The organism is Castellaniella sp. (assembly GCF_041675725.1).
GTDB lineage: Bacteria > Pseudomonadota > Gammaproteobacteria > Burkholderiales > Burkholderiaceae_B > Castellaniella.
Window position 1 is genome coordinate 29,336 of the sequence record NZ_JBAYTI010000013.1, and the last position, 23,847, is coordinate 53,182.

The 23,847-nt window shown below is 63.0% G+C and carries 23 protein-coding genes; 14 read left to right on the forward strand and 9 right to left on the reverse strand.

The window, feature by feature from the left end:
* Positions 1-44: 44 nt before the first annotated feature.
* The 7 genes from recG to rph all read right to left on the reverse strand — a co-directional run bounded on the left by recG (position 45) and on the right by rph (position 7,608).
* Positions 45-2,021 carry an ATP-dependent DNA helicase RecG gene (recG, locus tag WCZ84_RS04190; protein ID WP_372685028.1) on the reverse strand — a complete coding sequence of 659 codons (1,977 nt, stop codon included), beginning with the start codon at positions 2,019-2,021 and terminating at the stop codon, positions 45-47.
* A gap of 101 nt (positions 2,022-2,122) precedes the next feature.
* Entirely contained in the window at positions 2,123-2,512 is a 390-nt protein-coding gene (locus WCZ84_RS04195; protein WP_372685007.1) for a Rid family detoxifying hydrolase, read from the reverse strand.
* Positions 2,513-2,580: 68 nt separating this feature from the next.
* Complete coding sequence (locus WCZ84_RS04200; RefSeq protein WP_372685008.1) at positions 2,581-3,357, reverse strand: ferredoxin--NADP reductase; 777 nt, start codon at positions 3,355-3,357, stop codon at positions 2,581-2,583.
* A 10-nt stretch (positions 3,358-3,367) separates the two neighbouring features.
* On the reverse strand, positions 3,368-4,780 hold the full coding sequence (gene glnA / locus WCZ84_RS04205) for a type I glutamate--ammonia ligase (RefSeq protein ID WP_372685009.1): 1,413 nt from the start codon (positions 4,778-4,780) through the stop codon (positions 3,368-3,370).
* Positions 4,781-4,890: 110 nt separating this feature from the next.
* Positions 4,891-6,090, reverse strand: a complete 1,200-nt coding sequence (hemW, locus tag WCZ84_RS04210; protein WP_372685029.1) for a radical SAM family heme chaperone HemW — start codon at positions 6,088-6,090, stop codon at positions 4,891-4,893.
* Between the two features lie 31 nt (positions 6,091-6,121).
* Complete coding sequence (gene rdgB, locus WCZ84_RS04215) at positions 6,122-6,826, reverse strand: RdgB/HAM1 family non-canonical purine NTP pyrophosphatase (protein ID WP_372685010.1); 705 nt, start codon at positions 6,824-6,826, stop codon at positions 6,122-6,124.
* Positions 6,823-7,608, reverse strand: coding sequence for a ribonuclease PH (rph, locus tag WCZ84_RS04220; RefSeq protein WP_372685011.1), 786 nt, complete (start codon positions 7,606-7,608; stop codon positions 6,823-6,825). The genes rdgB and rph overlap by 4 nt, the downstream gene beginning before the upstream one ends.
* A 74-nt stretch (positions 7,609-7,682) precedes the next feature.
* Here rph and WCZ84_RS04225 point away from each other — a divergent pair, with 74 nt between their 5' ends.
* The 6 genes from WCZ84_RS04225 to WCZ84_RS04250 all read left to right on the forward strand — a co-directional run bounded on the left by WCZ84_RS04225 (position 7,683) and on the right by WCZ84_RS04250 (position 14,556).
* The gene (locus tag WCZ84_RS04225) at positions 7,683-8,603 is read left to right on the forward strand and encodes a YicC/YloC family endoribonuclease (protein WP_372685012.1); all 921 of its coding nucleotides are present in this window, start codon (positions 7,683-7,685) and stop codon (positions 8,601-8,603) included.
* Between the two features lie 420 nt (positions 8,604-9,023).
* Positions 9,024-9,257 (forward strand): hypothetical protein, encoded by a 234-nt coding sequence (locus WCZ84_RS04230; protein WP_372685013.1) that lies wholly within the window; start codon positions 9,024-9,026, stop codon positions 9,255-9,257.
* Complete coding sequence (locus tag WCZ84_RS04235; RefSeq protein WP_372685014.1) at positions 9,254-10,213, forward strand: c-type cytochrome; 960 nt, start codon at positions 9,254-9,256, stop codon at positions 10,211-10,213. The genes WCZ84_RS04230 and WCZ84_RS04235 overlap by 4 nt, the downstream gene beginning before the upstream one ends.
* 12 nt (positions 10,214-10,225) lie before the next feature.
* Positions 10,226-11,926, forward strand: coding sequence for a cbb3-type cytochrome c oxidase subunit I (locus WCZ84_RS04240; protein WP_372685015.1), 1,701 nt, complete (start codon positions 10,226-10,228; stop codon positions 11,924-11,926).
* Positions 11,927-12,085: 159 nt separating this feature from the next.
* Positions 12,086-13,315 carry an MFS transporter gene (locus tag WCZ84_RS04245; RefSeq protein WP_372685016.1) on the forward strand — a complete coding sequence of 410 codons (1,230 nt, stop codon included), beginning with the start codon at positions 12,086-12,088 and terminating at the stop codon, positions 13,313-13,315.
* 35 nt (positions 13,316-13,350) lie between these two features.
* Positions 13,351-14,556, forward strand: a complete 1,206-nt coding sequence (locus WCZ84_RS04250) for a CynX/NimT family MFS transporter (protein WP_372685017.1) — start codon at positions 13,351-13,353, stop codon at positions 14,554-14,556.
* A 117-nt stretch (positions 14,557-14,673) separates the two neighbouring features.
* Here the strand turns inward: WCZ84_RS04250 and fabB are convergent, their stop codons facing one another.
* Both fabB and fabA read right to left on the reverse strand, forming a co-directional pair.
* Positions 14,674-15,891 (reverse strand): beta-ketoacyl-ACP synthase I, encoded by a 1,218-nt coding sequence (fabB, locus tag WCZ84_RS04255; RefSeq protein ID WP_372685018.1) that lies wholly within the window; start codon positions 15,889-15,891, stop codon positions 14,674-14,676.
* Positions 15,892-15,902: 11 nt separating this feature from the next.
* Positions 15,903-16,415 carry a 3-hydroxyacyl-[acyl-carrier-protein] dehydratase FabA gene (fabA, locus tag WCZ84_RS04260; RefSeq protein ID WP_372685019.1) on the reverse strand — a complete coding sequence of 171 codons (513 nt, stop codon included), beginning with the start codon at positions 16,413-16,415 and terminating at the stop codon, positions 15,903-15,905.
* Positions 16,416-16,637: 222 nt separating this feature from the next.
* Between fabA and WCZ84_RS04265 the strand changes: the two genes are divergently transcribed.
* The 8 genes from WCZ84_RS04265 to WCZ84_RS04300 form a co-directional block, all read left to right on the forward strand.
* The gene (locus tag WCZ84_RS04265) at positions 16,638-17,408 is read left to right on the forward strand and encodes an NRDE family protein (RefSeq protein ID WP_372685020.1); all 771 of its coding nucleotides are present in this window, start codon (positions 16,638-16,640) and stop codon (positions 17,406-17,408) included.
* Between the two features lie 31 nt (positions 17,409-17,439).
* Positions 17,440-17,901: a GatB/YqeY domain-containing protein gene (locus WCZ84_RS04270; RefSeq protein WP_372685021.1), complete on the forward strand. Its 462-nt coding sequence runs from the start codon at positions 17,440-17,442 to the stop codon at positions 17,899-17,901.
* 11 nt (positions 17,902-17,912) lie between these two features.
* The gene (locus WCZ84_RS04275) at positions 17,913-18,569 is read left to right on the forward strand and encodes a TrkA family potassium uptake protein (RefSeq protein ID WP_372685022.1); all 657 of its coding nucleotides are present in this window, start codon (positions 17,913-17,915) and stop codon (positions 18,567-18,569) included.
* Positions 18,570-18,633: 64 nt separating this feature from the next.
* The gene (locus WCZ84_RS04280; protein WP_372685023.1) at positions 18,634-19,998 is read left to right on the forward strand and encodes a TrkH family potassium uptake protein; all 1,365 of its coding nucleotides are present in this window, start codon (positions 18,634-18,636) and stop codon (positions 19,996-19,998) included.
* A gap of 71 nt (positions 19,999-20,069) precedes the next feature.
* Positions 20,070-20,885: a transporter substrate-binding domain-containing protein gene (locus WCZ84_RS04285; RefSeq protein WP_372685024.1), complete on the forward strand. Its 816-nt coding sequence runs from the start codon at positions 20,070-20,072 to the stop codon at positions 20,883-20,885.
* 37 nt (positions 20,886-20,922) lie between these two features.
* Positions 20,923-21,639 carry an ABC transporter permease gene (locus WCZ84_RS04290; protein WP_372685025.1) on the forward strand — a complete coding sequence of 239 codons (717 nt, stop codon included), beginning with the start codon at positions 20,923-20,925 and terminating at the stop codon, positions 21,637-21,639.
* Positions 21,636-22,322 carry an ABC transporter permease gene (locus tag WCZ84_RS04295; RefSeq protein WP_372685026.1) on the forward strand — a complete coding sequence of 229 codons (687 nt, stop codon included), beginning with the start codon at positions 21,636-21,638 and terminating at the stop codon, positions 22,320-22,322. Before WCZ84_RS04290 ends, WCZ84_RS04295 begins: the two co-directional genes overlap by 4 nt.
* Positions 22,323-22,373: 51 nt before the next feature.
* The coding region (locus tag WCZ84_RS04300; protein WP_372685027.1) for an FAD-dependent oxidoreductase at positions 22,374-23,847 on the forward strand (1,474 nt) is incomplete at its 3' end.

A 23,847-nucleotide genomic window follows, 5' to 3' on the forward strand; every position in this document is an offset into this window, starting at 1 on the left:
ATTCTGCAGCGTCGACTTGCCGTACCCGGCAACCGGGCAGCGCTTCAGCCGCGCAAATACTGCAACACGCCCGACATCCAGCGTTCCTGGTGGGCCTGCGCGTGCTGCGGATAGGCCCGGCGCAGGCACACTGCGAGATCTCGGGCCAGTTCAAGCAAAGTTTCATCGGCCTCGAGATCCGCAAAACGCAGCAAGGCCTGTCCGGATTGGCGCACGCCCAGCAATTCTCCGGGCCCGCGCAAGGCCAGGTCGCGGCGCGCAATCTCGAAACCGTCGGTCGTTTCATACAAAGCGCGCAGACGATCACGCGCGATCTGCGACAGGGGCGGGTGATACAGGAGGATGCAGGCCGACGGACGGGTTCCCCGCCCAACCCGCCCACGCAACTGGTGCAGTTGGGCCAGCCCGAAGCGCTCGGCCTGCTCGATCACCATCAGCGAAGCATTGGGTACGTCCAGCCCCACTTCGATCACCGTCGTGCTGACCAGCAGATCCAGCAGGCCGGCCCGAAAGGCCTCCATGACTTCGGTTTTTTCGGCGGCCGGCAGGCGTCCGTGCATGAGGCCCACCCGCAGGTCCGGCAAGGCCACTTCGAGTTGCGCATGGGTATCGACGGCCGTTTGCAACTGCAGGGCTTCGCTCTCCTCGACCAGCGGGCATACCCAGTACGCCTGGGCGCCCCCGCGCAAGGCCGCGCCGACGTGCTCGACGATCTGCGCGCGGCGCCGGTCATCGAACAGGCGCGTGCGAACCGGCTGGCGTCCCGGCGGCATCTCATCGAGTACGGAAACGTCCATGTCGGCGAAAAATGCCATTGCGAGGGTCCGTGGAATGGGCGTGGCGCTCATGCTCAATTGATGGGGAAGCACACCATCGGCCGCCCCTTTGGTACTCAGGGCGAGACGCTGTCCCACCCCGAAGCGGTGCTGCTCATCGCTGATCACCAGGCCGAGATTCCGATAGCGCACTTTTTCCTGGATCAAAGCCTGGGTGCCCACGAGCAGGCGGGTCTGCCCGGACGCCACGGCCTCGAGGCTGTGCCGTCGTTGGGCGGCTGGCACGCTGCCACTGAGCCAGGCCGGTGGCACGCCAAGGGGTTCCAGCCATTCGTGCAGCTTGCGGTGCAGTTGCTCGGCGAGTATTTCGGTGGGCGCCATGACGGCCACCTGGGCGCCGGCCTCGATCGCCTGGGCGCAGGCCAGCGCGGCCACCAGGGTCTTGCCGCTGCCCACATCCCCTTGCAGAAGACGATGCATGGGGTGGCGGCGCTGGAGATCCTGCCGGATCTGTTCAGCCGCCCGGCGCTGGGCACCGGTTGGCTGGAATGGCAGCCGCTCGAGCAGACGTTGGCACAAGGTGCCGGAAGCCACCAGCGGCTGGGCGCGCAAGGCCTGGCGCGCGGCCCGGGCATCGGCCAGTGCCAGCTGCTGGGCCAGCAGCTCGTCGAACTTGATGCGTCGCCAGGCCGGGTGGGTCCGGGCCTGCAACGCCTGGGCGTCGACGTCCCGGCCCGGGTGGTGCAGCAACCGCAGGCTGGGTTCGAAGGCGGCCAGGCGATGGCGCTCGAGCACCGGTGCCGGCAGGGTGTCCGACAGGTCGGCAGCGTCCAGCGCCTGATTGATCGCCTTGCGCAGACTGGCCTGTGACAGGCCCTGGGTCGTAGGATAGACGGGCGTCAGCGTATCCGGCAGCCGGGTATCGGGGTCGGAGACCCGGGGATGCATGATTTCGAGCCCATTGAAGCCCTGCCTGACTTCGCCCCGCACCCGGACCCGTCGCCCCTGCGCCATCCGCGTTTGCAGACCCGGATAGACGTGCACCCAGCGCAGATTCAGCCGCCCCGTGGCATCCGCCAGCAAGGCCTGCAGCTCGCGCCGTGGCGCGGAATGCTGATGACAGGCCAGGACCTCGCCCTCGAAGACGCCGTATGCGCCGATCTCGGCCCGGGAGATCGGCGTGATCGTGGTGTCGTCCTCGTAGCGCAGCGGCAGATGCGTGACGAAATCCGCGGGGGTGCGCAAGCCCAGACGCTCGAACAGCCGGGCCTGACGGTTGCCTGGAGCGCCGGCCGAACGCGTCGCTGGACGCTGGCCGCGAGCCTGGACCAAGGCGGCGGGGCGAGTCAGAGGGCCAGGATGGCCTCGACCTCGAACTGGGCCCCCTTGGGCAGGCTGGCCACGCCAAGCGTGGAGCGCGCAGGATAGGGTTGCGGAATGAGCTCGGCCATGATGGCATTGGCGCTGGCGAACTTGCTCAGGTCGGTGAGGAAGAGGGTCAGTTTGAGGATGTTTTCGAGCGAGCCTCCAGCTGCTTCGACCACCGCCTGCAGGTTGGCGAACGATTGCCGCACCTGGCCCTCGAAATTTTCGGAGACCAGCTCGCCGGTGCCGGGCTCGAGGCCGATCTGGCCGGACAGGAAAATCAGCCGGCTGCCGGCGGGTGTAGCGACCCCTTGCGAGTAAGGGCCCACGGCAGCAGGCGCGCTGTCGGTATGGATGATGTGTTTGGTCATAAAGATCCGCCAGAATTGTTCAACTATCAGAGTTTAACGACCCATAGCAAAGAATTAAAGCCATGGGGTCAGCGTTCAGCGAAAGCGCGCTCGAACACGTAATCGCCCGGTTCCCCTACGCCGGTGGACACCACGAAGCCACGCGCATCCAGCATGGCCCGAATATCGGCCAGCATGGCTGGGCTGCCGCAGACCATGGCCCGGTCCAGGGCGGGATCCAGAGGCGGCAGGCCGATATCCGCAAACAGCTGCCCGCTTTCTACCAGGGTGGTGAGCCGCCCCTCGTTCTTGTACGGCTCGCGCGTGACCGTCGGATAATAGATCAGTTTTTCACGTACCATCTCGCCTAGGTATTCGTCTTCGGGCAACTGCTTCTGGATGAGATCGGTATAAGCCAGTTCGCTGATGAAGCGGACCCCGTGCATCAGCACCACGTGCTCGAACCGGTCATAGACGTCTGGATCCTGGATGATGCTCAGGAACGGCGCCAGGCCCGTGCCCGTGGCAAACAGATACAGGTTGCGCCCCGGCTTGAGGTCGTCGACCACCAGGGTCCCGACGGGCTTGCGACTGATCAGCACCCGATCGCCGGGCTTCAGGTGCTGCAGACGCGACGTCAGTGGCCCATTGGGTACTTTGATGCTGAAGAACTCCAGATTTTCCTGGTGATTGGCGCTGGCAATACTGTAGGCTCTGAGCAAGGGTTTGCCATCGACCTCCAGGCCGAGCATCACGAAATGGCCGTTGTTGAACCGCAGGCCCGGATCGCGGGTGGTGGTGAACGAGAAAAGCGTGTCGTTCCAGTGATGCACGCTGAGTACTTCCTCGGTACGAAAAGCAGCCATGGCAGTATCCTCAAAGGGTGTAATACAGGTCGAACTCGACCGGATGGGGGGTCATGCGCAAGCGATCGAGTTCGCGTTCTTTCAGATCCAGCCAGGTATCGATCAAATCGTTGCTGAACACCCCGCCACGCACCAGGAATTCGCGGTCCTGATCGAGCGCCTCGAGCGCCTGCTCGAGCGACACGCAGACCGTGGGGATTTTTGCGTCTTCCTCGGGCGGCAGGTCATACAGGTTCTTGTCGGCCGGGTCGCCCGGATGAATCTTGTTCTGCACGCCATCGAGCCCCGCCATCATCAGCGCCGAAAAGGCCAGATAGGGGTTGGCCAGCGGGTCCGGGAAACGGGCCTCGACGCGGCGGGCCTTGGGATTGGAGACGTACGGGATGCGGATCGAGGCCGAGCGGTTGCGCGCCGAATAGGCCAGTTTGACGGGCGCTTCGTAGTGCGGCACCAGGCGCTTGTAAGAATTCGTCCCTGGGTTGGTGAGCGCATTCAGGGCGCGGGCATGGTGGATGATGCCGCCGATGTAATACAGCGCGAATTCGGACAGGCCGCCGTAGCCGCTGCCCGAGAACAGGTTCTGGCCGTCTTTCCAGATCGATTGATGCACGTGCATGCCCGAACCGTTGTCCCCTTTGATGGGCTTGGGCATGAATGTGGCGGTCTTGCCGTATGAGTGCGCCACGTTGCGGATGACGTATTTCATGACCTGCGTCCAGTCGGCCCGCTGGACCAGGGTGGCAAAGCGCGTGCCGATCTCCAGTTGGCCGGCGTGGCCGACCTCGTGGTGATGGATCTCGACCGGCACCCCCATCTGTTCTATCAGGAGACACATTTCAGCGCGCAGGTCGGCAAAAGAATCCATGGGCGGCACGGGCACATAACCGCCCTTGACCGCCGGCCGGTAGCCCGAGTTGCCACCGTTGGATTCGTGCGCATTGGACCACGCGGCCTCGTCTGAATGGATACGCACGAAACACCCGGACATGTCGGCCTGCCAGCTGATGCCGTCGAACACGAAAAACTCGGGCTCCGGGCCGAAATAAGCCGTATCGCCCAGGCCACTGGACTTGAGATAGGCTTCGGCGCGACGCGCCAGGGAGCGCGGATCGCGATCATAGCCTTTCAGGTCTGCCGGTTCGACGACGTCGCAGGTGAGAATGAGGGTGATTTCGTCACGAAATGGATCCAGCCGGGCGGTCCCTGCGTCGGGCATGAGATTCATGTCCGAGGCTTCGATGCCTTTCCAGCCGGGCAGCGACGAACCGTCAAACGCGATGCCCGATTCCATGCGGTCTTCATCCATCTGACTGGCCGGAATGGTGAGATGGTGTTCGCGGCCCAGCATGTCGGTGAAACGCAGGTCGACGAAGCGGACCTCGTGTTCGGCGATCAGGTGAATGACGTGTTCGGGCGTAGACATGGGGGCGGGCTCCGGCGGGATGGCGGCAGGCCATGCCAGGCATCGGCAAACCATGAACCGCAAAACGGTCTATTTTATCGCCTGCCGGCGAACAATTCTCTGGGCCGCAATCAGGGCAGGAACGCCATCTGCAGCTCGTTGAGAAATTGCCAGCCGCGCTCGGTGGCCTGGATCCTGCCCAACCCGGGTTCGAGCAGACCCCGCGCCACGGCGCGCTGCATGGTGGGCAGGATGGACATCAGCGAAAGCCCCGTCCGTTCGATGAACAGCCCGCCGTCGACGCCCTGCCTCAGGCGCAGCGCATTGAGCATGAACTCGAAACCCAGATCGGCCGCGCTGAGTTCGCGCCGCTCGACCACGTGCGAGCCGTCGCGCAGCAGCGCGCGCCGCATCCAGGCTTCCGGCATGCGCGCGCGCGCCTGGCGAGTGATCCGGTTCTGGAACGACAGTTTTGAATGCGCGCCGGGGCCCAGGCCCAGATAGTCGCCAAAACACCAGTAGTTCAAGTTGTGCTGGCATTCTTCATGGGGTTTGGCATAGGCGGATACTTCGTAGCGGTCGTAGCCCGCCAGGCCCGCCAGCTCGGCGACGCGATCCTGCATGGTCGCGGCCAGTTCGTCGGCGGGCACCGGCGGCGGATATTTGCCAAACACCGTATTGGGCTCGAGTGTGAGGTGGTAAAGCGACAAATGACCGGTCTCGAAGGACAATGCTTCGCGAATATCGGCCTCGCACTGGGCCAGCGTCTGCTGCGGCAGCGCGAACATCAGGTCGAGGTTGACCCTGGGAACAGCCTGGCGGGCGATGTCGATGGCCGCGCGCGCCTGGGCCGCATCGTGGATACGGCCCAGGCGGCGCAACATGTCGTCGTTGAAAGACTGGATCCCCAGGGAAATCCGGTTGACACCGGCTCGCGCGTACCCTGAAAAGCGCCCGGACTCGGCGGTTCCGGGATTGGCCTCGAGGGTGATTTCGCAATCCGGCGGCAGATTCAGATAGGCGCGCAGCAGACCCAGGACTTGGTCGATGGCCTGTGCGGACAGCAGGCTGGGTGTGCCTCCACCGAAAAACACCGTCGATACCTGGCGCCCCCAGACATCGGGTACCGCCTGCTCCAGGTCGGCCTCGAGCGCCTCCAGGTAACGCGATTCCGGCAGGTTGCCCTGGAATTCGTGCGAATTGAAATCACAATACGGACATTTGTGCACACACCAGGGAACGTGGATGTAGACGGACAATGGCGGCAAAGCGACCAGCCCGGGGCGACCCCGCACGCCGGGGCGGCCGTCCGGCTTGTCATCATCGGGCATGGGAACGGGAATCAGGCGTTTCATGCAAGACTCATGAATAGAATTCGGATTCAGCCCGCAATTGCTGCAGCAAGCCCGTCAGGGCCTGGGCGCGATGGCTGTGCTGGTTCTTCAGGGCGGCAGGCAGCTCGGCCGCCGTTTTCCCCAGGTCCGGCAGATGGAATAGCGGGTCATAGCCAAAACCATGGCTGCCGCGGGGCGCCTCCAGCAACAGGCCAGGCCAGAGGCCCTGGGCGACCAGTGGCAAGGGATCATCGGCACGGCGCAGATAGACCAGCACGGCGACATAAAATGCACGCCGATCGGGCCGACCGCGCATATCGGCCAACAGCCGATCGTTATTGGCCGCGTCGCCGCGCAGCCCCCCGTGCAGGGCCGCGTAGCGCGCCGAATGAACGCCGGGCGCGCCCCCGAGGGCCGGCACGCATAGGCCCGAATCGTCGGCCAATGCGGGCAGGCTGGTCTGGCGGCTGGCATGGCGGGCCTTGGCCAGCGCATTTTCCAGAAACGTGCCGTAAGGTTCTGCCGTTTCTTCGACCCCCAGACTGGATTGCGGCACGATATGCAGGCCCGCGGCGCACAGAATGGTTGAAAATTCGGCCAGCTTGCCGGGGTTACCGGACGCCAATACGACGCGCCGGCCTTCCTGGCCGCTTGCACTGGGATCGCTTGCATGCGCGCCGGTTTTGGTTGGCCTGGCGGACGACCGCGCGTCAAGATCCGGATTGAGGTTCATGCGCGCTCCAGCGCCCGGCGCTGGGCTGAAAAGAGAGCCGTGATGCCCCCGGCGGCCGTATCGAGCAGCGCATCGAGCTGTCTACGCGTGAAACTGCCCCCTTCGCCCGTGCCCTGCACTTCGACGAAGTCCGGGTGCGACTCGGCGTCAGCCGCTGCGGGCCGGGCCATGACCACATTCATGTCCGTGTGGCAGGCCGAGTCTTCGGCGTAGTCCAAGTCCAGCAGCACCTGGCCTTGTACCAGGCCGACCGACACGGCGGCCACCTGGCCGCGCAAGGGCTCACCTGGCAACCGGCCCGCGGCCTGCAGGCCCCTGACTGCCAGCGCCGCCGCCAGCCAGGCCCCGGTGATGCTGGCGCACCGCGTACCGCCATCTGCCTGCAGGACATCGCAGTCGAGTTGCAGGGTGCGCTCGCCCAGGGCCTGCAGATCAAACACGGCCCGCAGGCTGCGGCCGATCAGGCGCTGGATCTCTTGTGTACGCCCCCCCTGCCGCCCACGCGCGGCTTCCCGGTCGCTGCGTTCATGCGTCGCCCTGGGCAGCATGCCGTATTCGGCGGTCACCCAGCCCTGCCCGCGGCCTTTGAGGAATGCCGGCACCCGCTCCAGGACGCTGGCGTTGCACAGAACATGGGTCGCGCCCATGCGCACCAGAACCGAGCCTTCGGCGTGCTGGGTAAACCCGGTAATGAATTCGAGCGCCCGCAGCTGGTCTGCGGTGCGCCCGCCACGACGGACGCAGGCGACCACCGGTGGCACAGGCGATGACGGAGATGACATGGGGATGGGACTCTTCAGACAAACTACAATACCGTACATTGTAGAGAATTACAGTTACAGGACGAGGCCATTTCATGATCCGCAGCATGACCGCCTTCGGCAATGCCCAGGCCAAGGCAGGCCAGACCACCCTGTCCGTCGAAATCCGCAGCGTGAACAACCGTTTCCTGGACGTTTCCCTGCGTTTGCCCGAAGATTTGCGGTTTGCCGAAACGCGTGTGCGCGAGCTGATTGCAGAACATGTCCTACGTGGCAAGATCGAGCTGCGCATGCAGCTCGACACGGACGACGACGCGGCGCGCCAGCCGATCGACCTGCAGGCGTTGCAGGCACTGGCCGAGCAGTTGGCGCAGGCCCGCGAGGTCATGCCCGAGATTCAGCCTCCAGCGTTCCACGAGCTGCCGCGCATGCCGGGATCTCTGCGGGGCGAGCAGCCCGAAGCCCTGCTGGCGCTGTGTGAACAGGCCTGCACCAATGCCCTGCGGCAGCTTGCCGAGCACCGCGAGCGGGAAGGCGCGCGCCTGGCCAACGCCATGTTGCAGCTGGCTGCCCAGATGCAGGCTCTGATAGCCGACGTGGAAACCCATATGCCTACCCTGGTGCAGCAGCACCAGGAAAAAATCGCCCAGCGCCTGCGCGATGCCCTGATGCAGGCCTGCCCCGAGGGGCTGGGCCAGATCGGCGGCCCCGAACTCTCGGCGCGCATTACCCAGGAAGCCAGCCTGTTCAGCTTGCGCAGCGACGTGGCCGAAGAGCTGACCCGCCTCGCGTCCCACGTGCAGGAGCTGCACGAGCTGCTGGGGGATCTTATCCCGGCATCGGGTCGCAGGCATGGAAGCGGGCATGGAAAACGGCTGGATTTTCTGTTTCAGGAAATGAACCGCGAGGCCAACACACTGGGATCCAAGGCCGCGTCGATCAGTGTGACCCAGGCCGCCATCGATTTGAAATTGCTGATCGAGCAAATGCGCGAACAGGCCCAAAACATCGAATGAGATAACCGGCGCGGGCACCGCCTGCCATGTCGAAATCAGGGTATTCCCTATTTTAAGACAAAATTGATCTGCATCATTGCAGACCGAGCAAACCAGCAGCCAATAAAGCCCACATTTTGATTGCCGGTATTGAAGTCACGCCTGTTTTATATACAATTTAATTTAATATATTTATCTAATACATTGATTTATAATGATAATTATAAATTAAAAAATAATATTGACGGCTCGTTTAGCAGAAGCCGCAGCCTGTCCAAACCTAAAAGCAATAAAAATTTGATTCAAACGTATCGAATAATATTCATACTGAATCATTTGTTTCCCCCTTTGTAAATAATGGCATTCTTGCCTTGTGCGCATTCGGTTTTTAGACTGCATGAGCCATTCTGCCTGAAAGGAGGGAATGAAATGGCTCAGCGAATGATTGATTTTGTGTTGTCGGCACTGGCGGCCCTGCTCAGTGTCCTGCTGTCGTGGCCATACTGGCGCGACTACGAGTACTGGGCTGAATCCCCAACGATGTGGTGGATCTACATCATCATCGGCTATCTGCTGGCGATTTATGTGTTCTACGCCTTTCTGGGCAGCCTCAGAACCCTGTTCCAGCATGATGAACAGGCACGCCAACAAGAAAATGCCGGGGGTTCAAAATGAGCTGTCTGAACGGAACCGACTGTCGCGAACAGGCCAAACGGCACACCGCGCTGGCCGTGCTGGGCCTGATGCTGGTGATCTTCCTTCTGCTGTCGGCGTGGTCCTTCCTGCCGTCGCGCTCGCAGGCCATTCCTTCGACCATACAGTATGGCGACGTCGACGCGGTGGCCGGCAAACGCGTCTTTCAGGCGTACAACTGCATGGGCTGTCACACCATCGTGGGCAATGGGGCCTACTTTGGGCCCGATCTGACAAAAATCTACCATGACACCGGGCCCGCCTGGCTTGCAGCCTTCCTTCCCTCCGCTGCAGGCTGGCCGACCACGGCAGCCGTCCAGGTTCAGCTGCAAAATCCGCTGGTGCAACAGGAAGCGGGGGTGGCCGACATAGACGCATACCGCAAGCAGTATCCGGGCGCGGCCGAGCGCATGGACCATCGTGGCGGGCAGCATAGCCTGATGCCCAATTTGCCGCTGGACGCCGGCGAAATCACGGCGCTCATGGCATTCTTCAAGTACACCTCCGCCATGCACACCGAAGGCTGGCCGCCCAAGCCCGACCCGGACCGGCGCCTGCCGATCCAGGCAGCCTCGGTTGCCGCTGCAGCCAGTGTCCAGGCGGCGCCGGCAGCAGCTGCTGACAGCGCCTCCGGCAATGGCGAAGTCGACCTGGTCGCAACCGGGCAGAAGCTGGTCGGGGATCTGGGCTGTGTGGCGTGCCACGCCACCGACCAGACGCGCATGGTGGGCCCCGGCTGGGGGGGGCTGTTTGGTCATGAAGTCAAGCTCGCCGACGGCAGTACCGTCGTCGCAGACGAAGAATACATCGTACGTTCGATCCGCGAACCCGATGCACAGGTGGTCGAAGGCTATCCGCCGCACGTCATGCCATCCTATGACGCGCTGGTCAGTGAAGCCGACATGGAAGCCATCGTCGCCTACCTTCGCAGCCTGTAAGGGGAAGTCATCATGATCAAGATTGAATACGTTACACAGCGCCTGAGTCTGCGCTTTTTCATGCTGATGTTGGTATTGTTCGCCTTCCAGGTCGCATTCGGACTGGTGATCGCCACTCAGCACGTCGACCCCACCCTGCTTTCGGGTGTGGCCAACTTCAATATATTGCGGGCTGAACACACCAACCTCGGCATCCTGTGGATCCTGGCCGGCTTCATCGGCACGATCCTGTTCGTGGGCCCCCTGCTGTCACACCGCGAACTCGCTGCCACCGGGCTGATCAAGTTCCTTTTCTGGGCGCTGCTGGCGGTCACCATCTGGAACGTCTGCACCCAGGCCCTGGCAGCCGAAGGGATTGCCGGCTGGTGGGCGGGCCAACCCTGGCTGCAGGAAGGCCTCGAATACCTCGAAGCCGGTCGGGTGGCCGATATCATCATCTTCGTCGGCTTTGCCATCCTGGCCTATATCGTCCTGCGCACCTTCCCGCCCCGTCGCGAATGGAATGAAATCCACTGGGGGCTGGCCATCGGGGTGGTGGCGCTGACCTTCGTCTGGCTGTTCGGCGTCTTCTTCGTCGAGCGCCTCGACCTGCAAGAATACTTCCGCTGGTACGTGGTCCACTACTGGGTCGAAGGCGTCTGGGAGGTCATTCACATCAGCTTGGTCGGCTTCCTGTTGGTGCTCATGTTCAAGGCCGACATCAAGGCCGTCGGATATGCGGTGTTCTGGGGGGTTGCCATGGTGTGGCTGTCCGGCCTGATCGGTAACGCCCACCACTATTTCTGGATCGGCACGCCGGAATTCTGGCAGTTCTGGGGATCGCTCTTCAGCGCCCTCGAACCACTGCCGCTGGTGTTCTGCTTCTGGCATATTTACCTCGACGCGCACCAGGATCGCAAGCCACTCGAAAACGCACCTGCGTTCTACTTCATCCTGGGCTCGGTGGTGCTCGAACAGGTGGGCGCCGGTATTCTCGGCTTCACCATGACCTTCGCCCTCACGAACGTATGGTCGCACGGTACATGGGTCACGCCCAGCCATGCACACCTGGCGCTGTTCGGTACGTTTGGCATGCTGGGCATCGCCGCAGCCTATTACGCGGTGCCGCTGCTGCGCGGGGTCAAGCACTTCGACCAACGTTTGGGGCGCATCGCCTTCTGGCTGGTGTTTACCGGCATGCTGGGCATCGCATTCGGCTTTGCCATCGGCGGTACGATCCAGGTGTTCCTGTATCGTTCCATGGGCTTGTCGTGGTTCGGCGGCGAGATCTTCCCGGCCATGCAGTTCTATAAGATACTGGTGCCGGTCTTCGGGCTGGTGTTCACCACCGGTGCGGGCCTGCTGATCTACGACCTGCTCACCATCGGCTACCGGTCGCGCCAGGCGCCCGTCGAAGAACCCGTGCGGGCTGCGCAGCCGGTACGCGGTCGCTGGTCGGCCCAATTGCGCGGTGTCGAAGCCGGTCTCTGGCTGATGGGCATGTGGATCTTCGGCGCGATCATCACGCTGGGCCTGCTCAGCTTCAACCTCGAAACCGTGGCCAAGGGGGATCCCACCATCCCGTACGTCCTGGGCGGCATTGGCTACCCTGGCCTGTTGCTGATCACGCTGCTCTTCGTATGGCGCTTCCTCGCCTCCCTCGAAGCACGCCCGGCACCGGTGGTGTCCACTGAACCGGGCATGGTGGCCCCGGCCGTCGGCCAAGCCACCTGACGCCGCCCACCCTGCAATCCAACCCCGACCTTCGCGTCGGGGTTTTTTCGCCGGGCGCCCGAACAGCCCGTGTGATCGGCGTACAATGGCACGGACTGCTGAAAACCCTGACTCATCCCCAGGGCGGGCGGTCCGTGGCATATCACCCCGATCAGGCTCATGAAATCAGTCCTCGTCTCTCCTTCCACCTTGCGCCCAGACACAACCGCCGGCCAGGCCAAGATGGTCTACCCGGTTCTGGGGGCCATCAGTCTGACGCATCTGCTCAACGACATGATGCAGTCGGTGCTCCTGGCCATGTATCCGATCCTGCAGGGCAATTTCGACCTCAGCTTTGCGCAGGTGGGGATCATCACCCTGGCGTTCCAGTTTTCGGCTTCCTTGCTGCAGCCGCTCGTAGGCCGTTTCACCGATCGGCACCCCCTGCCCTATTCACTGCCCATTGGCATGGGCTTTACCTTTTGCGGCCTGGTACTGCTGTCCATGGCCTGGAACTTTCCCATGGTCGTCCTGGCCGCCACGCTGGTCGGGGCCGGCTCTTCCGTTTTTCACCCCGAGTCGTCGCGGGTGGCCCGCATGGCCTCGGCCGGCCAACATGGGCTTGCACAATCCATCTTTCAAGTCGGTGGCAATATCGGCTCATCCATTGGGCCACTGCTCGCCGCGTTGCTGATCGTGCCCCATGGCCAGCGCAGCGTCATATGGGTGTCTGCCGCAGCCCTGATCGGCATGCTCATTCTGTACGGGGTCAGCCGTTGGTATGCGGCCAACCTGACCAGCACCCGCGGACGGCAGTCGCTGCACAAGGTAGACAACGGCCTGAATCGCGGGCAGGTGTTTGGCGCACTGTCGATTTTGCTGTTGCTGATCTTCAGCAAGTTTTTTTATCTGGCCAGCCTGAACAGCTATTTCACCTTTTTTCTCATTGATCGCTTCCATGTCGACGTGCAGCAGGCGCAGTATTCCCTGTTCGTATTCCTGGCCGGTGTCGCCACAGGCACGCTCGTGGGCGGGCCCATCGGCGATCGCATCGGCCGCAAACGCGTCATCTGGGGCTCCATCCTGGGTACGGCGCCCTTTTCGCTGGCTCTGCCCTACGTCAACCTGGAATGGACGCTGATTCTGGTATTCTGTGCCGGCGCCATGATTGCCTCGGCATTCCCGGCCATCATCGTGTATGCGCAAGAACTCATGCCAGGCAAGACCGGGACGGTTTCGGGCCTGTTCTTTGGCCTGGCATTCGGCATGGGCGGGATCGGCGCGGCCGGGCTGGGCCGGCTGGCTGACGCCACCAGCATCGCATTCGTCTATCACTTATGCGCCTGGTTGCCCGTGCTGGGCCTGGTGGCGTTCTTCCTGCCCGATATGCGGCAACGTCCAGCTGCCTGATGAACCGGCCCGTGTCCAGGCCCGCAGCATCGATCATGCCCCGAAACGGGCCCTGGACCCTTTGGTTTGCCGCAATCGGCTTACTGCTGCTGGCAGCCAACCTGCGTTCGCTGTTCGCCAGCTTGTCCGTTCTGCTGCCGGAAATCATCCAGGGCTTGGGGCTCAGCGGGGCCCAAGCGGGCTATCTCACCACGTTGCCCGTCCTGTGCATGGGGCTGTTTGCGCCATTTGCGCCGCGCTGCGCCGCACGCATCGGGATGGAGCGTAGTTTATGGCTGGTCCTGCTCATGATTTTCGTGGGCACGCTGCTGCGCGCCCAGCTGGGCATAGAGGGCCTGTTTGCCGGTACGGCGCTGGCTGGCGCCGGCATCGCGCTGGGCAACGTCTTGCTGCCCAGCCTGGTCAAGCGGGATTTCTCGGCACACGCCGCCCTGATGACCGGGCTCTATACGATGAGCCTGTGCGGCGGGGCCGCGCTGGCGTCCGCCGCGACGCTGCCGCTGATCGACTATTTTGGCCAGGGCTGGCGCTTCGGGTTGTCGCTATGGGCCATCCCCGCAGCCATTGCGCTGCTGGCATGGATCCCCCTGGCGCTGCGCTCCGCTCATGGCAAATCCGCAGGATCCCATCGGCTGCTACCCGTCAGGGGCTTGAAACGTGATCCACTGGCCTGGGCGGTGACCGTGTTCATGGGCCTGCAATCGGCTCTTGCATACTGCGTACTGGGCTGGATGGCACCCATATTGCGGGCGCGTGGGCTGGACGGTACCGAAGCGGGCCTGATCACCTCGGTCTCCATTTTGGTCCAGGTGGTCGCCTGTCTGCTGGCACCCGCCCTGGCGGCCCGCAGCCGTGACCAGCGCCTGTTGGCAGTGGCCTTGACGGCACTCGCTACCCTGCCGCTCATCGGCATGGTATCCGGACCCATCGAGCTTGCATGGTTTCTGGCCATTTTGCAGGGGCTGGGCCAGGGGGGCCTGTTCGCCCTTGCGCTCATGCTGATCGTGATGCGCTCGAGCGACTCGCACGTCGCTGCGTACCTGTCGAGCATGTCTCAGACGGTTGGCTACGTACTGGCAAGCAGCGGCCCGTTGTTCATCGGTTTCCTGCATGATTTCACGGGCAATTTCGACTCGGTGTGGATCCTGCTGACGGCCCTGGGCCTGCTGGCGACGGCAGCCGGCTGGCTTGCCGGCAGCAACCGGCTGGTCAAGGCCGAAACCCTGCACCCCGGTCGCTGAACCCCCAGGATGCGCACAAGCCGGCTGCCCTGCGGACCTTTCTTCTTAAGGCCGTGTGGCGCGGCCGTTCTTAAAGCCGTGCGTTGAATGCCGTGCGCAAGAATTAAAGCCGCGCGATTAAAGTCGCGCGCGCGAAAATACAAGGGTGGCGTTGGTGCCGCCAAAGCCGAAGCTATTGGACAGGGCCGTTTGTACCTGGGCACGGGGCTGTGCCTCGCGCAGGATATTCATGCCTTCGGCCGCTGGATCCAGGTTTTCGATGTTGGCCGATGCCGCCAGAAAACCATGCTTCATCATCAACAGGGTATAGACGGCCTCGTTGACCCCAGCCGCACCCAGGGCGTGCCCCGACAGGGATTTGGTGGATGCGATCAATGGTTGCGCCGCCCCGAACACCGCACGGATGGCTTCGAGTTCTTTGATGTCGCCGACCGGCGTGCTCGTGCCATGGGTATTGATGTAATCCACCGGCATGTCGACCCCCTGAAGGGCCAACTGCATGCAGCGTTCGGCGCCTTCGCCCGATGGCGCCACCATGTCGTAGCCGTCTGAGTTGGCCCCGTAACCCACAATTTCGGCCAGGATCTGGGCCCCCCGGGCACGGGCGTGCTCATAGTCTTCGACCACGACAATGCCGCCCCCGCCGGAAATCACGAAACCGTCGCGATCCGCATCGTATGTACGCGACGCGGTTTCGGGCGCATCGTTGTAGCGGGTCGACAAGGCGCCCATGGCATCGAACATGAAGGAGAGCGACCAGTGCTCTTCTTCGGCCCCGCCAGCGAAGACGATGTCTTGCTTGCCGAGCTGGATCTGCTCGTAGGCATTGCCGATGCAGTGGGCGCTGGTGGAGCACGCCGAACTGATTGAATAATTGACGCCCTTGATCTGGGCCCCGGTGGCCAGGCATGCCGAGACCCCGCTGGCCATGGCCTTGGTTACCATGTAGGGGCCGACACGCCGGACACCCTTTTCCTGCAGCACCTGGATGCCTTCGTAGATGGACGAATGCGACGCCCCGCCCGCGCCCACGATCAGCCCGGTTCGCGGATGGGATACCTGCTCGGGCGCCAGGCCGGCGTCTTGGATGGCTTCTTGCATGGCCAGCCAGGCATAGGCATGGCCCGCCGCCATGAAGCGGCCCAGCTTGCGGTCGATGAGCGACAGCGCATCGAGCTGTATGGTACCCGCGACCTGAGACCTGAGACCATGCTCGGCGTATTCGGGTTGAAGACGGATACCCGAGCGCCCCGCGCGCAGACTTTCGAGGACTTCGGACTGGTTGTTACCCAGGCTGGACACGATGCCCATGCCAGTGACGACCACTCGACGCATGATCGGAGCTCCTAGAAATTGTCGGTACGGGTAAAGAGGCCCACGCGCAGATCATGCGCCACGTAGATTTCGTGGCCGTCGACCTCCATGTGGGCGTCTGCGATGCCCATGACCAATTTACGCATCATGACACGTTTCATGTCGATGTGATAACGTATTTTTTGTGCAGTTGGCAAGACTTGCCCCGTAAATTTGACATCGCCCACACCCAGGGCGCGCCCACGGCCCTGGCCGCCGCAACACCCCAGAAAGAAGCCGACCAGCTGCCACATGGCATCCAGCCCCAAGCAGCCGGGCATGACCGGATCACCCTGGAAATGGCAGTCGAAAAACCAGAGATCCGGCCGTATATCGAGTTCGGCGATGATTTCACCCTTGCCATGCGGCCCACCCCGGTCATCGATATGCACGATACGGTCGAACATCAGCATGGGGGGCAGAGGCAACTGGGCATTGCCCGGACCAAAGAGCTCACCGCGGCCGCAAGACAATAGCTCTTCGTAGCTGTAACTGTTTTTCTGCATGATGTCGTTGGTTGTCGTGACGTGGGAATGCACCCATGGGCAGGAAATGATGGCATGCGACCCCAGTGATCACATGCCAAGCCATTAAGTATACCCTGTGGCACCCGCGTTGAATGCGCGAAGTCGCCTGCAAACTGGCCGTAGACATGCAAAAATCAGGGCTGTACAGGCGCGAGCGCAGCCCTCGTCCGTTTTCTGGTTTCCTTTTTCGAACAAACCATCATGTGTATTGCCTACCTGTCCCTGGGCCACCCACATTGGCCGGTTCTCGTGGCCGCCAATCGGGATGAATTCCACCATCGGCCCACCGCCCCCCTGGGGCCTTGGCCAGAACATCCCGGGATTCTGGCTGGCCGCGACCTGCAGGCGGGCGGCACCTGGATGGGCTGTACCCGCGACGGGCGCTTCGCGCTGCTGACGAATTACCGCGAACCCGCTGCTGCCGTACCGGCGCACGCACCGTCCAGGGGGGCGCTGGTGCGCGACTACCTGCTGGCCGACGCCGACCCGAAATCCTGGATGTCCGAACTGGCGAGCAAGGCCCAGGCCCTGGCTGGCTACAATCTGATCGTGGGCTCGCGCCGCGAGTGGTGGTACTACAGCAACCGCGATCCACAACCGGGGCCGCACCCGCTGGCACCAGGCCGTTATGTCGTATCCAACCACCTGCTCGACACCCCCTGGCCCAAGGCCCGGCGCTTGCGCGCCGCACTCGATGCCCTGCCGGCCGCGCACTGGGTACGGCAGCCAGAAGACGTTCTCGCGCGCCTGCGCGACACGACGCCCGCCACCGACGGCGAACTGCCGCAGACGGGTCTGGCGCCTGCATTCGAGCGGCTGCTTAGCAGCCCGTTCATCATCAGCCCCGACTATGGCACGCGAAGCTCCAGCATCCTGGCCATGGGCATAGACGGCTCGCTGCTCTTCTGCGAGCAGAGTCACGACGCCGCGGGTCGCCCCACAGAACGACACGACTGGCGCATCAACCGTTAAAATAGGTATTTGCCCGTATCGGATCATGACCATGAGTGCAGTACTTGCCGCCCAAATCGCCGATGCCGTCAAACAGGCCATGCGAGCCCATGACAGCACCCGCCTGCAAACCCTGCGGCTGCTTCAGGCAGCCATCAAGCAGAAAGCCATCGACGAGCGCATCACGCCCGATGACGCCGCCATTCTGGCGATCATCGAGAAACAGGCCAAGCAGCGCCGCGAATCCATTGCCGCCTACAATGCGGCCAACCGTCCTGACAGCGCCGCCCAAGAACAAGCCGAACTCGACATCCTGCACGAATTCCTGCCTCAACAGGCCGACCCGGAAGAAATTGCCGCCGCAGTGGCGGCTGCAATCGCCCAGGCGAAAGACCAGGGCCTGCACGGCGGCGCGGCCATGGGCGCCATCATGGGACAACTGAAAAAAGCCCTGGCCGGACGGGCCGACATGGCTCAGGTCTCCGGCCTGGTACGCCAGCAGTTGGCGGGCTAAGGAGTGCATTCGTGGGGCAATTCGCCGTCATCGGATTAGGGCGCTTCGGGGGGGCGGCAGCCCTCGAGCTCATGCGGCTGGGCCACTCGGTCCTGGGTGTGGACAGCGACAACGACATCGTCACCCAGTTTGCCGATCGCCTGACCCAGGCCATGATCGTGAACGCGACCGACAGCGATTCGTTGGCCGACCTCTCGCTGCCCGACTATGACATGGTCTTGGTGGCCATCGGCGAAGACGTCCAATCCAGTCTGGTGTGCACCGTTCACCTCAAGGCGCTGGGTGTCAAGACCGTATGGGTCAAGGCATCGTCGCGGGCCCACCACCTGATCCTCAATAAACTGGGCGCCAACCGGATCATCCACCCCGAAGAAGAAATGGGCATACGCATCGCCCAGGTGCTCAGCTATCCCATGGTGAACGACTACATTGCCCTGGGCAATGGCGACTTCGTGGTCGAGATCGAGGCCAGCGACAAGCTCGACGGCCGTACCCTCGGCGACGCCCTGATGACCGAACCGCCCGGCAACATCCATGCACTCGCCGTGAAGCGCCGTGGGGAGACCACGATCCACCCGACCGACCAGTTCGTCGTGCGCGCCAAAGACACCTTGATACTCTTTGGCCCTCTACAATACCTGAAAATGGCAGCCCCCAAGTTGCGCTGAGTCCGCCGGCACCGCGAGCCCGCTCCGTTGCATGGGGCAGGCGCACACGGCGCGGATATGCTCCATGGCCCGATTCCCTATCCAACCCCTGAACATCTACCGGCGTGCACGTCACACCGGGCAATTGCAGGCGAGCCCACCCGCCATCCTGGCGGGCAGCTTTGTGGTCCTGATACTGCTGGGCACGCTCCTGCTCAGCCTGCCTATTTCGCAACGCCGGCCGTTCGGGCTTTTCGAGGCTTTTTTCACGGCAACCTCATCGGTCACCGTCACGGGCCTGACGATCATCGACCCGATCCATGACCTGACCTTCTTCGGCCAGGCCGTCATGTTGGCCATGGTACAGATCGGTGGCATCGGTTTCGTCACTTTCGCCATCATCGCCGCCGTCACCCTGGGCAAGCGGGTCAGCCTCAAGTATCGGGCGCTGGCGCTCGAGGCCTTCAATCAGACCAGCATGCAGCGGGTCAAGAGCACCGCCTTCATCGTGCTCAAGTTCTCACTGGCCATCGAGCTCACGGCCATACTCGTGCTGACGCTCTGGTGGTGGCGCCACGACCGCTTCGAGCACGCATTCCTGATGGCGGGGTTCCATGCGGTATCCGCATTCAACAATGCGGGCCTCACGCTCTTTCCCAACAGTCTGGCCAGCTTCTCGGGCGATCCGGTCACCACGTTCGTGCTTACATTCTGCGTGATACTGGGCGGCCTGGGGTTCAGCGTGTTGGCCGACATCCACCAGAAGCGCGCCTGGTCCACGCTCTCGTATTACACGCGGCTGATGATTTTGGGTACCCTGATCCTCAACCTGCTCGGGTGGATACTGTTCTGGCTGATCGAGGCCAATAATCCCTTCACACTGGGCCCGCTCCCCGTGGCAAGCCAGGGCCTGGCGGCCTGGACCCAGGTCGTGTCCGCCCGCACGGCCGGCTTTGCCAGCGTCGACATCGACCAGTTGCGCGACAGCAGCCGCTTCCTTCTGGTGGGTCTGATGTTCATTGGCGGCGGGTCTCTGTCCACGGCCAGTGGGATCAAGCTGGGCACTTTCATCATTCTCATGGCAGTGGTGCGCTCATATATACGCCAGCGCAAAGAAGTGGTGCTCATGAACCGCACGGTTGCCCCGGAATCCATCCACAAGGCGTTGGCGTTACTGATGGTGTCCGCATTGCTGGTTTGCGTCGGTATCTTTGTCATCAGCCTGCTCGAGCACATGCCGTTCATCAGTATCGTGATGGAGGTCATGGCGGCGTTCAGCACCACGGGCCTGAGCCCCGAGCTGACGCCGGCCCTGAGCCGACCCAGCCAGATCCTGCTCATGGTGCTCATGTTCGTCGGGCGTCTGGGCCCATTGACGCTGGTCTACAACCTGGGGACCCAGGGGCACAGCCGGGTGCGTCACCCCGAGATCCCGATCCAGGTGGGCTGATCGGCCAGGATGCAGCCGATGGACTACTATTGCGATATTCAAGACCCCCAACTTCATAAAGGATCCCGTCCATGGCAATTTCCATCCTACGCAAGGCGGCCGCACTGGCCGTACTGGGCCTGGCCAGCGTGGCGACGGCAAGTACCGCGGCCACGCTGAAAATCGGCACCGAAGGCGGCTATCCGCCGTGGAGCATGGTCGATGCCAGCGGCCAGGTTACCGGCTTCGACGCCGACATGGGGCATGCCCTGTGCGCCAAACTCGACATGAAATGCCGTTTCGTGGTGCAGGCTTTCGACAGCTTGATCCCGGCCTTGCAGGCCGAGCGCTTTGATCTGGTGATCTCGGGGATGTCGGTCACGGCCGAACGCGCCAAGGTCATCAATTTCAGCATCCCCTACGCGTCCGAAGACTCGGCATTCGTGCTGCCCCTGGGCAGCCCCTTGATCCAGGCCGACACGCAGCAGGCGCTGTTCGATGGCTTGGCAGGGCAATCGGTCGGCGTGCAAAGCGGCACGACACAAGGGGCTTACCTGCAAAAATACGCGCCCGCACTCAAGCTCAAGACCTATGAAACCCAGGACCAAATGCAGATGGATCTCATGGCCGGGCGCCTGGATGCCACTTTTTCCGAGGTGACCCCACAGAGCCAGTTTCTCGACACGTCCGGCAAAGACAAGTTCGCCATGGGCGACTACATCGTCAAGAGCAGCGCCGACCCCGAGGTCCTGGGCCTGGGGATCGGGGCCGGCATCAACCAGAAAAACACCGAGCTCAAGGCCCGAGTGGACAAGGCCCTGTGCGAACTGATGAACGAAGGCATGATCAAGGCCTCCAGCACCCGGTGGTTCGGGGTCGATTTGTCCAACTACGAAGCCTGCAAGTAACGCCCCATACCTCGCCGTTCAGGCGGGGTATGCCTTCATGATGGATGCCCTGCATGAAATCCTGACCTCCGGCTGGGGCACCATGCTGCTGCGTGGTGCGCTGATGACGGTCTTCATCAGCCTGTGCGGCATCATCCTGGGCCTGCTGATCGGCATCGGCGGGGCGGCGCTCAAGACCGGCGGGAACAGGCTGTGGCGCGGCCTGGTCAACCTTTATACGCTGATCGTGCGCAGCATCCCCGAGCTGCTCATCATCTATTTGCTGTTCTTTGCCACGGTGCAGCCAGCGGCCGATCTGGCCGACTGGCTCGACCTGGACGAACTGATGAGTTCGTTCTTTCCGATGCTGGTGGGCATCGTCGCCATTGGCCTGATCTCAGGTTCGTACAGCGTGGAAGTGTTTCGGGGCGCCCTGACGGCGATCGCCCCCGGTCAGATCGAAGCGGCCCGCGCCATCGGCATGGGCCGCTGGCAATGCCTGCGGCGCATCACCCTGCCCCAGCTGTTCTGGTATGCCCTGCCTGGCGCGAACAATGTCTGGCAGAACGCGCTCAAGGACACGGCGCTGGTCTCGCTGGTGGGCCTGGTCGAACTCATGCGCGCGGCCGTGCTGGGCTCCGCGGCCACGCGCGCGCCATTGCCCATGTACGTGCTGGCCGGCCTTCTTTATTTCATCATCGGTGTGTTCAGCCAAGCGGCATTCGTGTGGGCCGAACGACACTACGGGCGCGGCATGCGCGCATCCCGGGCATGATCGAGCTCTTCCAGAAGGCAGTGCCCGTGCTGTTGCAAGGCTTCTGGGTCACGCTGCAAATCGGCCTGGCCGCGATCGTCTTTGCCACCGTGCTGGGCCTGGCGGCGGCCCTGATGCGCGAATCAAGCCACAGGCCGCTTGCCTGGCTCGCGTTCCTGTACAGCACGGCCTTCAGGGGGACCCCTTTGCTGATCCAGCTGTTCCTGCTCTATTACGGCATCGGCGCCCTGGAATTCGTGCGAGACCAGCCGGGGCTGTGGTGGCTGTTCAGCGACGGCGCGCGCTGTGCAATCCTGGCGATCTCACTGAACAGCGGCGCTTATATGAGCGAGGCGATCCGGGGCGGGCTGCAGTCCGTGCCCCAGGGGCAGACGGATGCCGCCACGGCGTTCGGCATGACCGCGGTCCAGGTCTTCAGCCGTATCCGCTTTCCCCTGGCGCTGCGCCAGGCCTTTCCAGCCTACAGCAATGAGCTCGTACTGGCCATCAAGGGCACCAGCCTGGCGTCGACCATCGCCGTCATGGAACTCACGGGCCTTGCCCGCCAGTTGATGAGCCAAAGCTACCTGATCGTCGAAACCTTCATCATCGCCGGGCTGCTGTACCTGGCGATCAACATGACCCTGCTGGGCTGCGCCTGGCTGGTCGAGATGGCGCTGGGCATGCGCTCACAACCACACTGACGCCGCCCCCCCGGCCGGCACGCGGCGAGTGGCGGGCGCGTACGACATTTTGTGTACGACGGATGCTACCATGCTTGGATCCGTCCAAATCCAGGAGGCCCCACTCTGAAACACGATCATCCGCCTACCGGGCCGCAATCGCCCGAGCCAGTCGATTTCCTGCTGATCGGGGGCGGCATCGCAGCCGCCACGGCGGCCCGGACTCTACGCAACGAAGGCGCGCAAGGCTCGATCGTCATGCTGTGCGCAGAGCCCGAGTACCCGTACAACCGCCCGCCCCTGACCAAATCGTTTTTGGCTGGCGAAACCACCATCGAACAGATGTGGCTGGCAGCCCCAGAGGACTACCGGCAGGCCGGCATCGACATTCGGCCCGCCTGCCGGGCCCAGCGCGTTCACCCGGATAAACGCCAGGTCATCGACGCCTCCGGGCACGCCTACCATTACGGCCGCTTGCTGTTGGCAAGCGGCGCGCATGCCTGCCGCCTCGACGTGCCGGGCACGGATCTGCCCGGCGTATTCACCTATCGCACGCTTGCAGATGCACGCGCCGTGCAGCAGTGGGTCTCGGCGCATCCTGGGCCGGTCGCCATCATCGGGACCAGCTTCATCGCCATGGAGCTGGCCACCACGCTGACCCGGATGGGCCTCAAGATCCTATTGTTCGACCGTGCCCAGCGTGTCTTCCCACGCATCCATTCAGACACGCTGTCGGCCTATTTTCTACAGCGCTGCGAACGCTACGGCATCGAAGTGCGGCTGAACGAGACGATACGCGGGTTTCACGGCAAGCGGACCGTGACTGCCGTCGAGACCCTGGCCGGCCAAACGATTGCGTGCCGCACGGTCATCATGGCCGTGGGGACGGCCGCACAAACCGACTACCTCGAGGGTTCGGGGGTGGCCGTCGGCGATGGCGTGCTGGTCGATGAATTCCTCCAGACCAGCCATCCGGATATTTTTGCAGCAGGCGACGTCGCATCCTATCCGGTGCAGGGCGGTCAGCGCCAACGCTCGATGCACTGGCAGAACGCACGCCGGCAGGGGCAGCTTGCAGCCAAGAACATGCTGGATCAGCGCATCCCGTACACCAGCGTGCTGCATTACTACTGCGATTTTCTGGACTTCAGCTTCACTTTTCTGGGGCGCAGCGATCATGCGCAGCAGCGCATCGCCCGGGGTACCTTGGCAGACCGCTCGTTTGCGGAGCTATACCTCGAAAACGGCCACGTGATCGGCCTGTTCTCCACGGGGCGGCCGCCCGAGGAAACGCAAATCGTCAAGCGCCTGATTCGCGATCGCATTCCGATCGGAGGCGCAGAAAGCCAACTGGCTGATGCGTCTGCGGCACTCGACGGGCTGGCGCGCGAGACCATCCTCATTCTTCAGGGCGGCGCGGCCCTGGGCGCATTCGAATGCGGCGTGATCCGCGCCATGGACGAAGCCGGGATCATGCCGGGCGTGATCGGTGGCGTGTCCATCGGGGCCATCAACGGCGTCATCATGGCCGGCAACCCAGGCCATA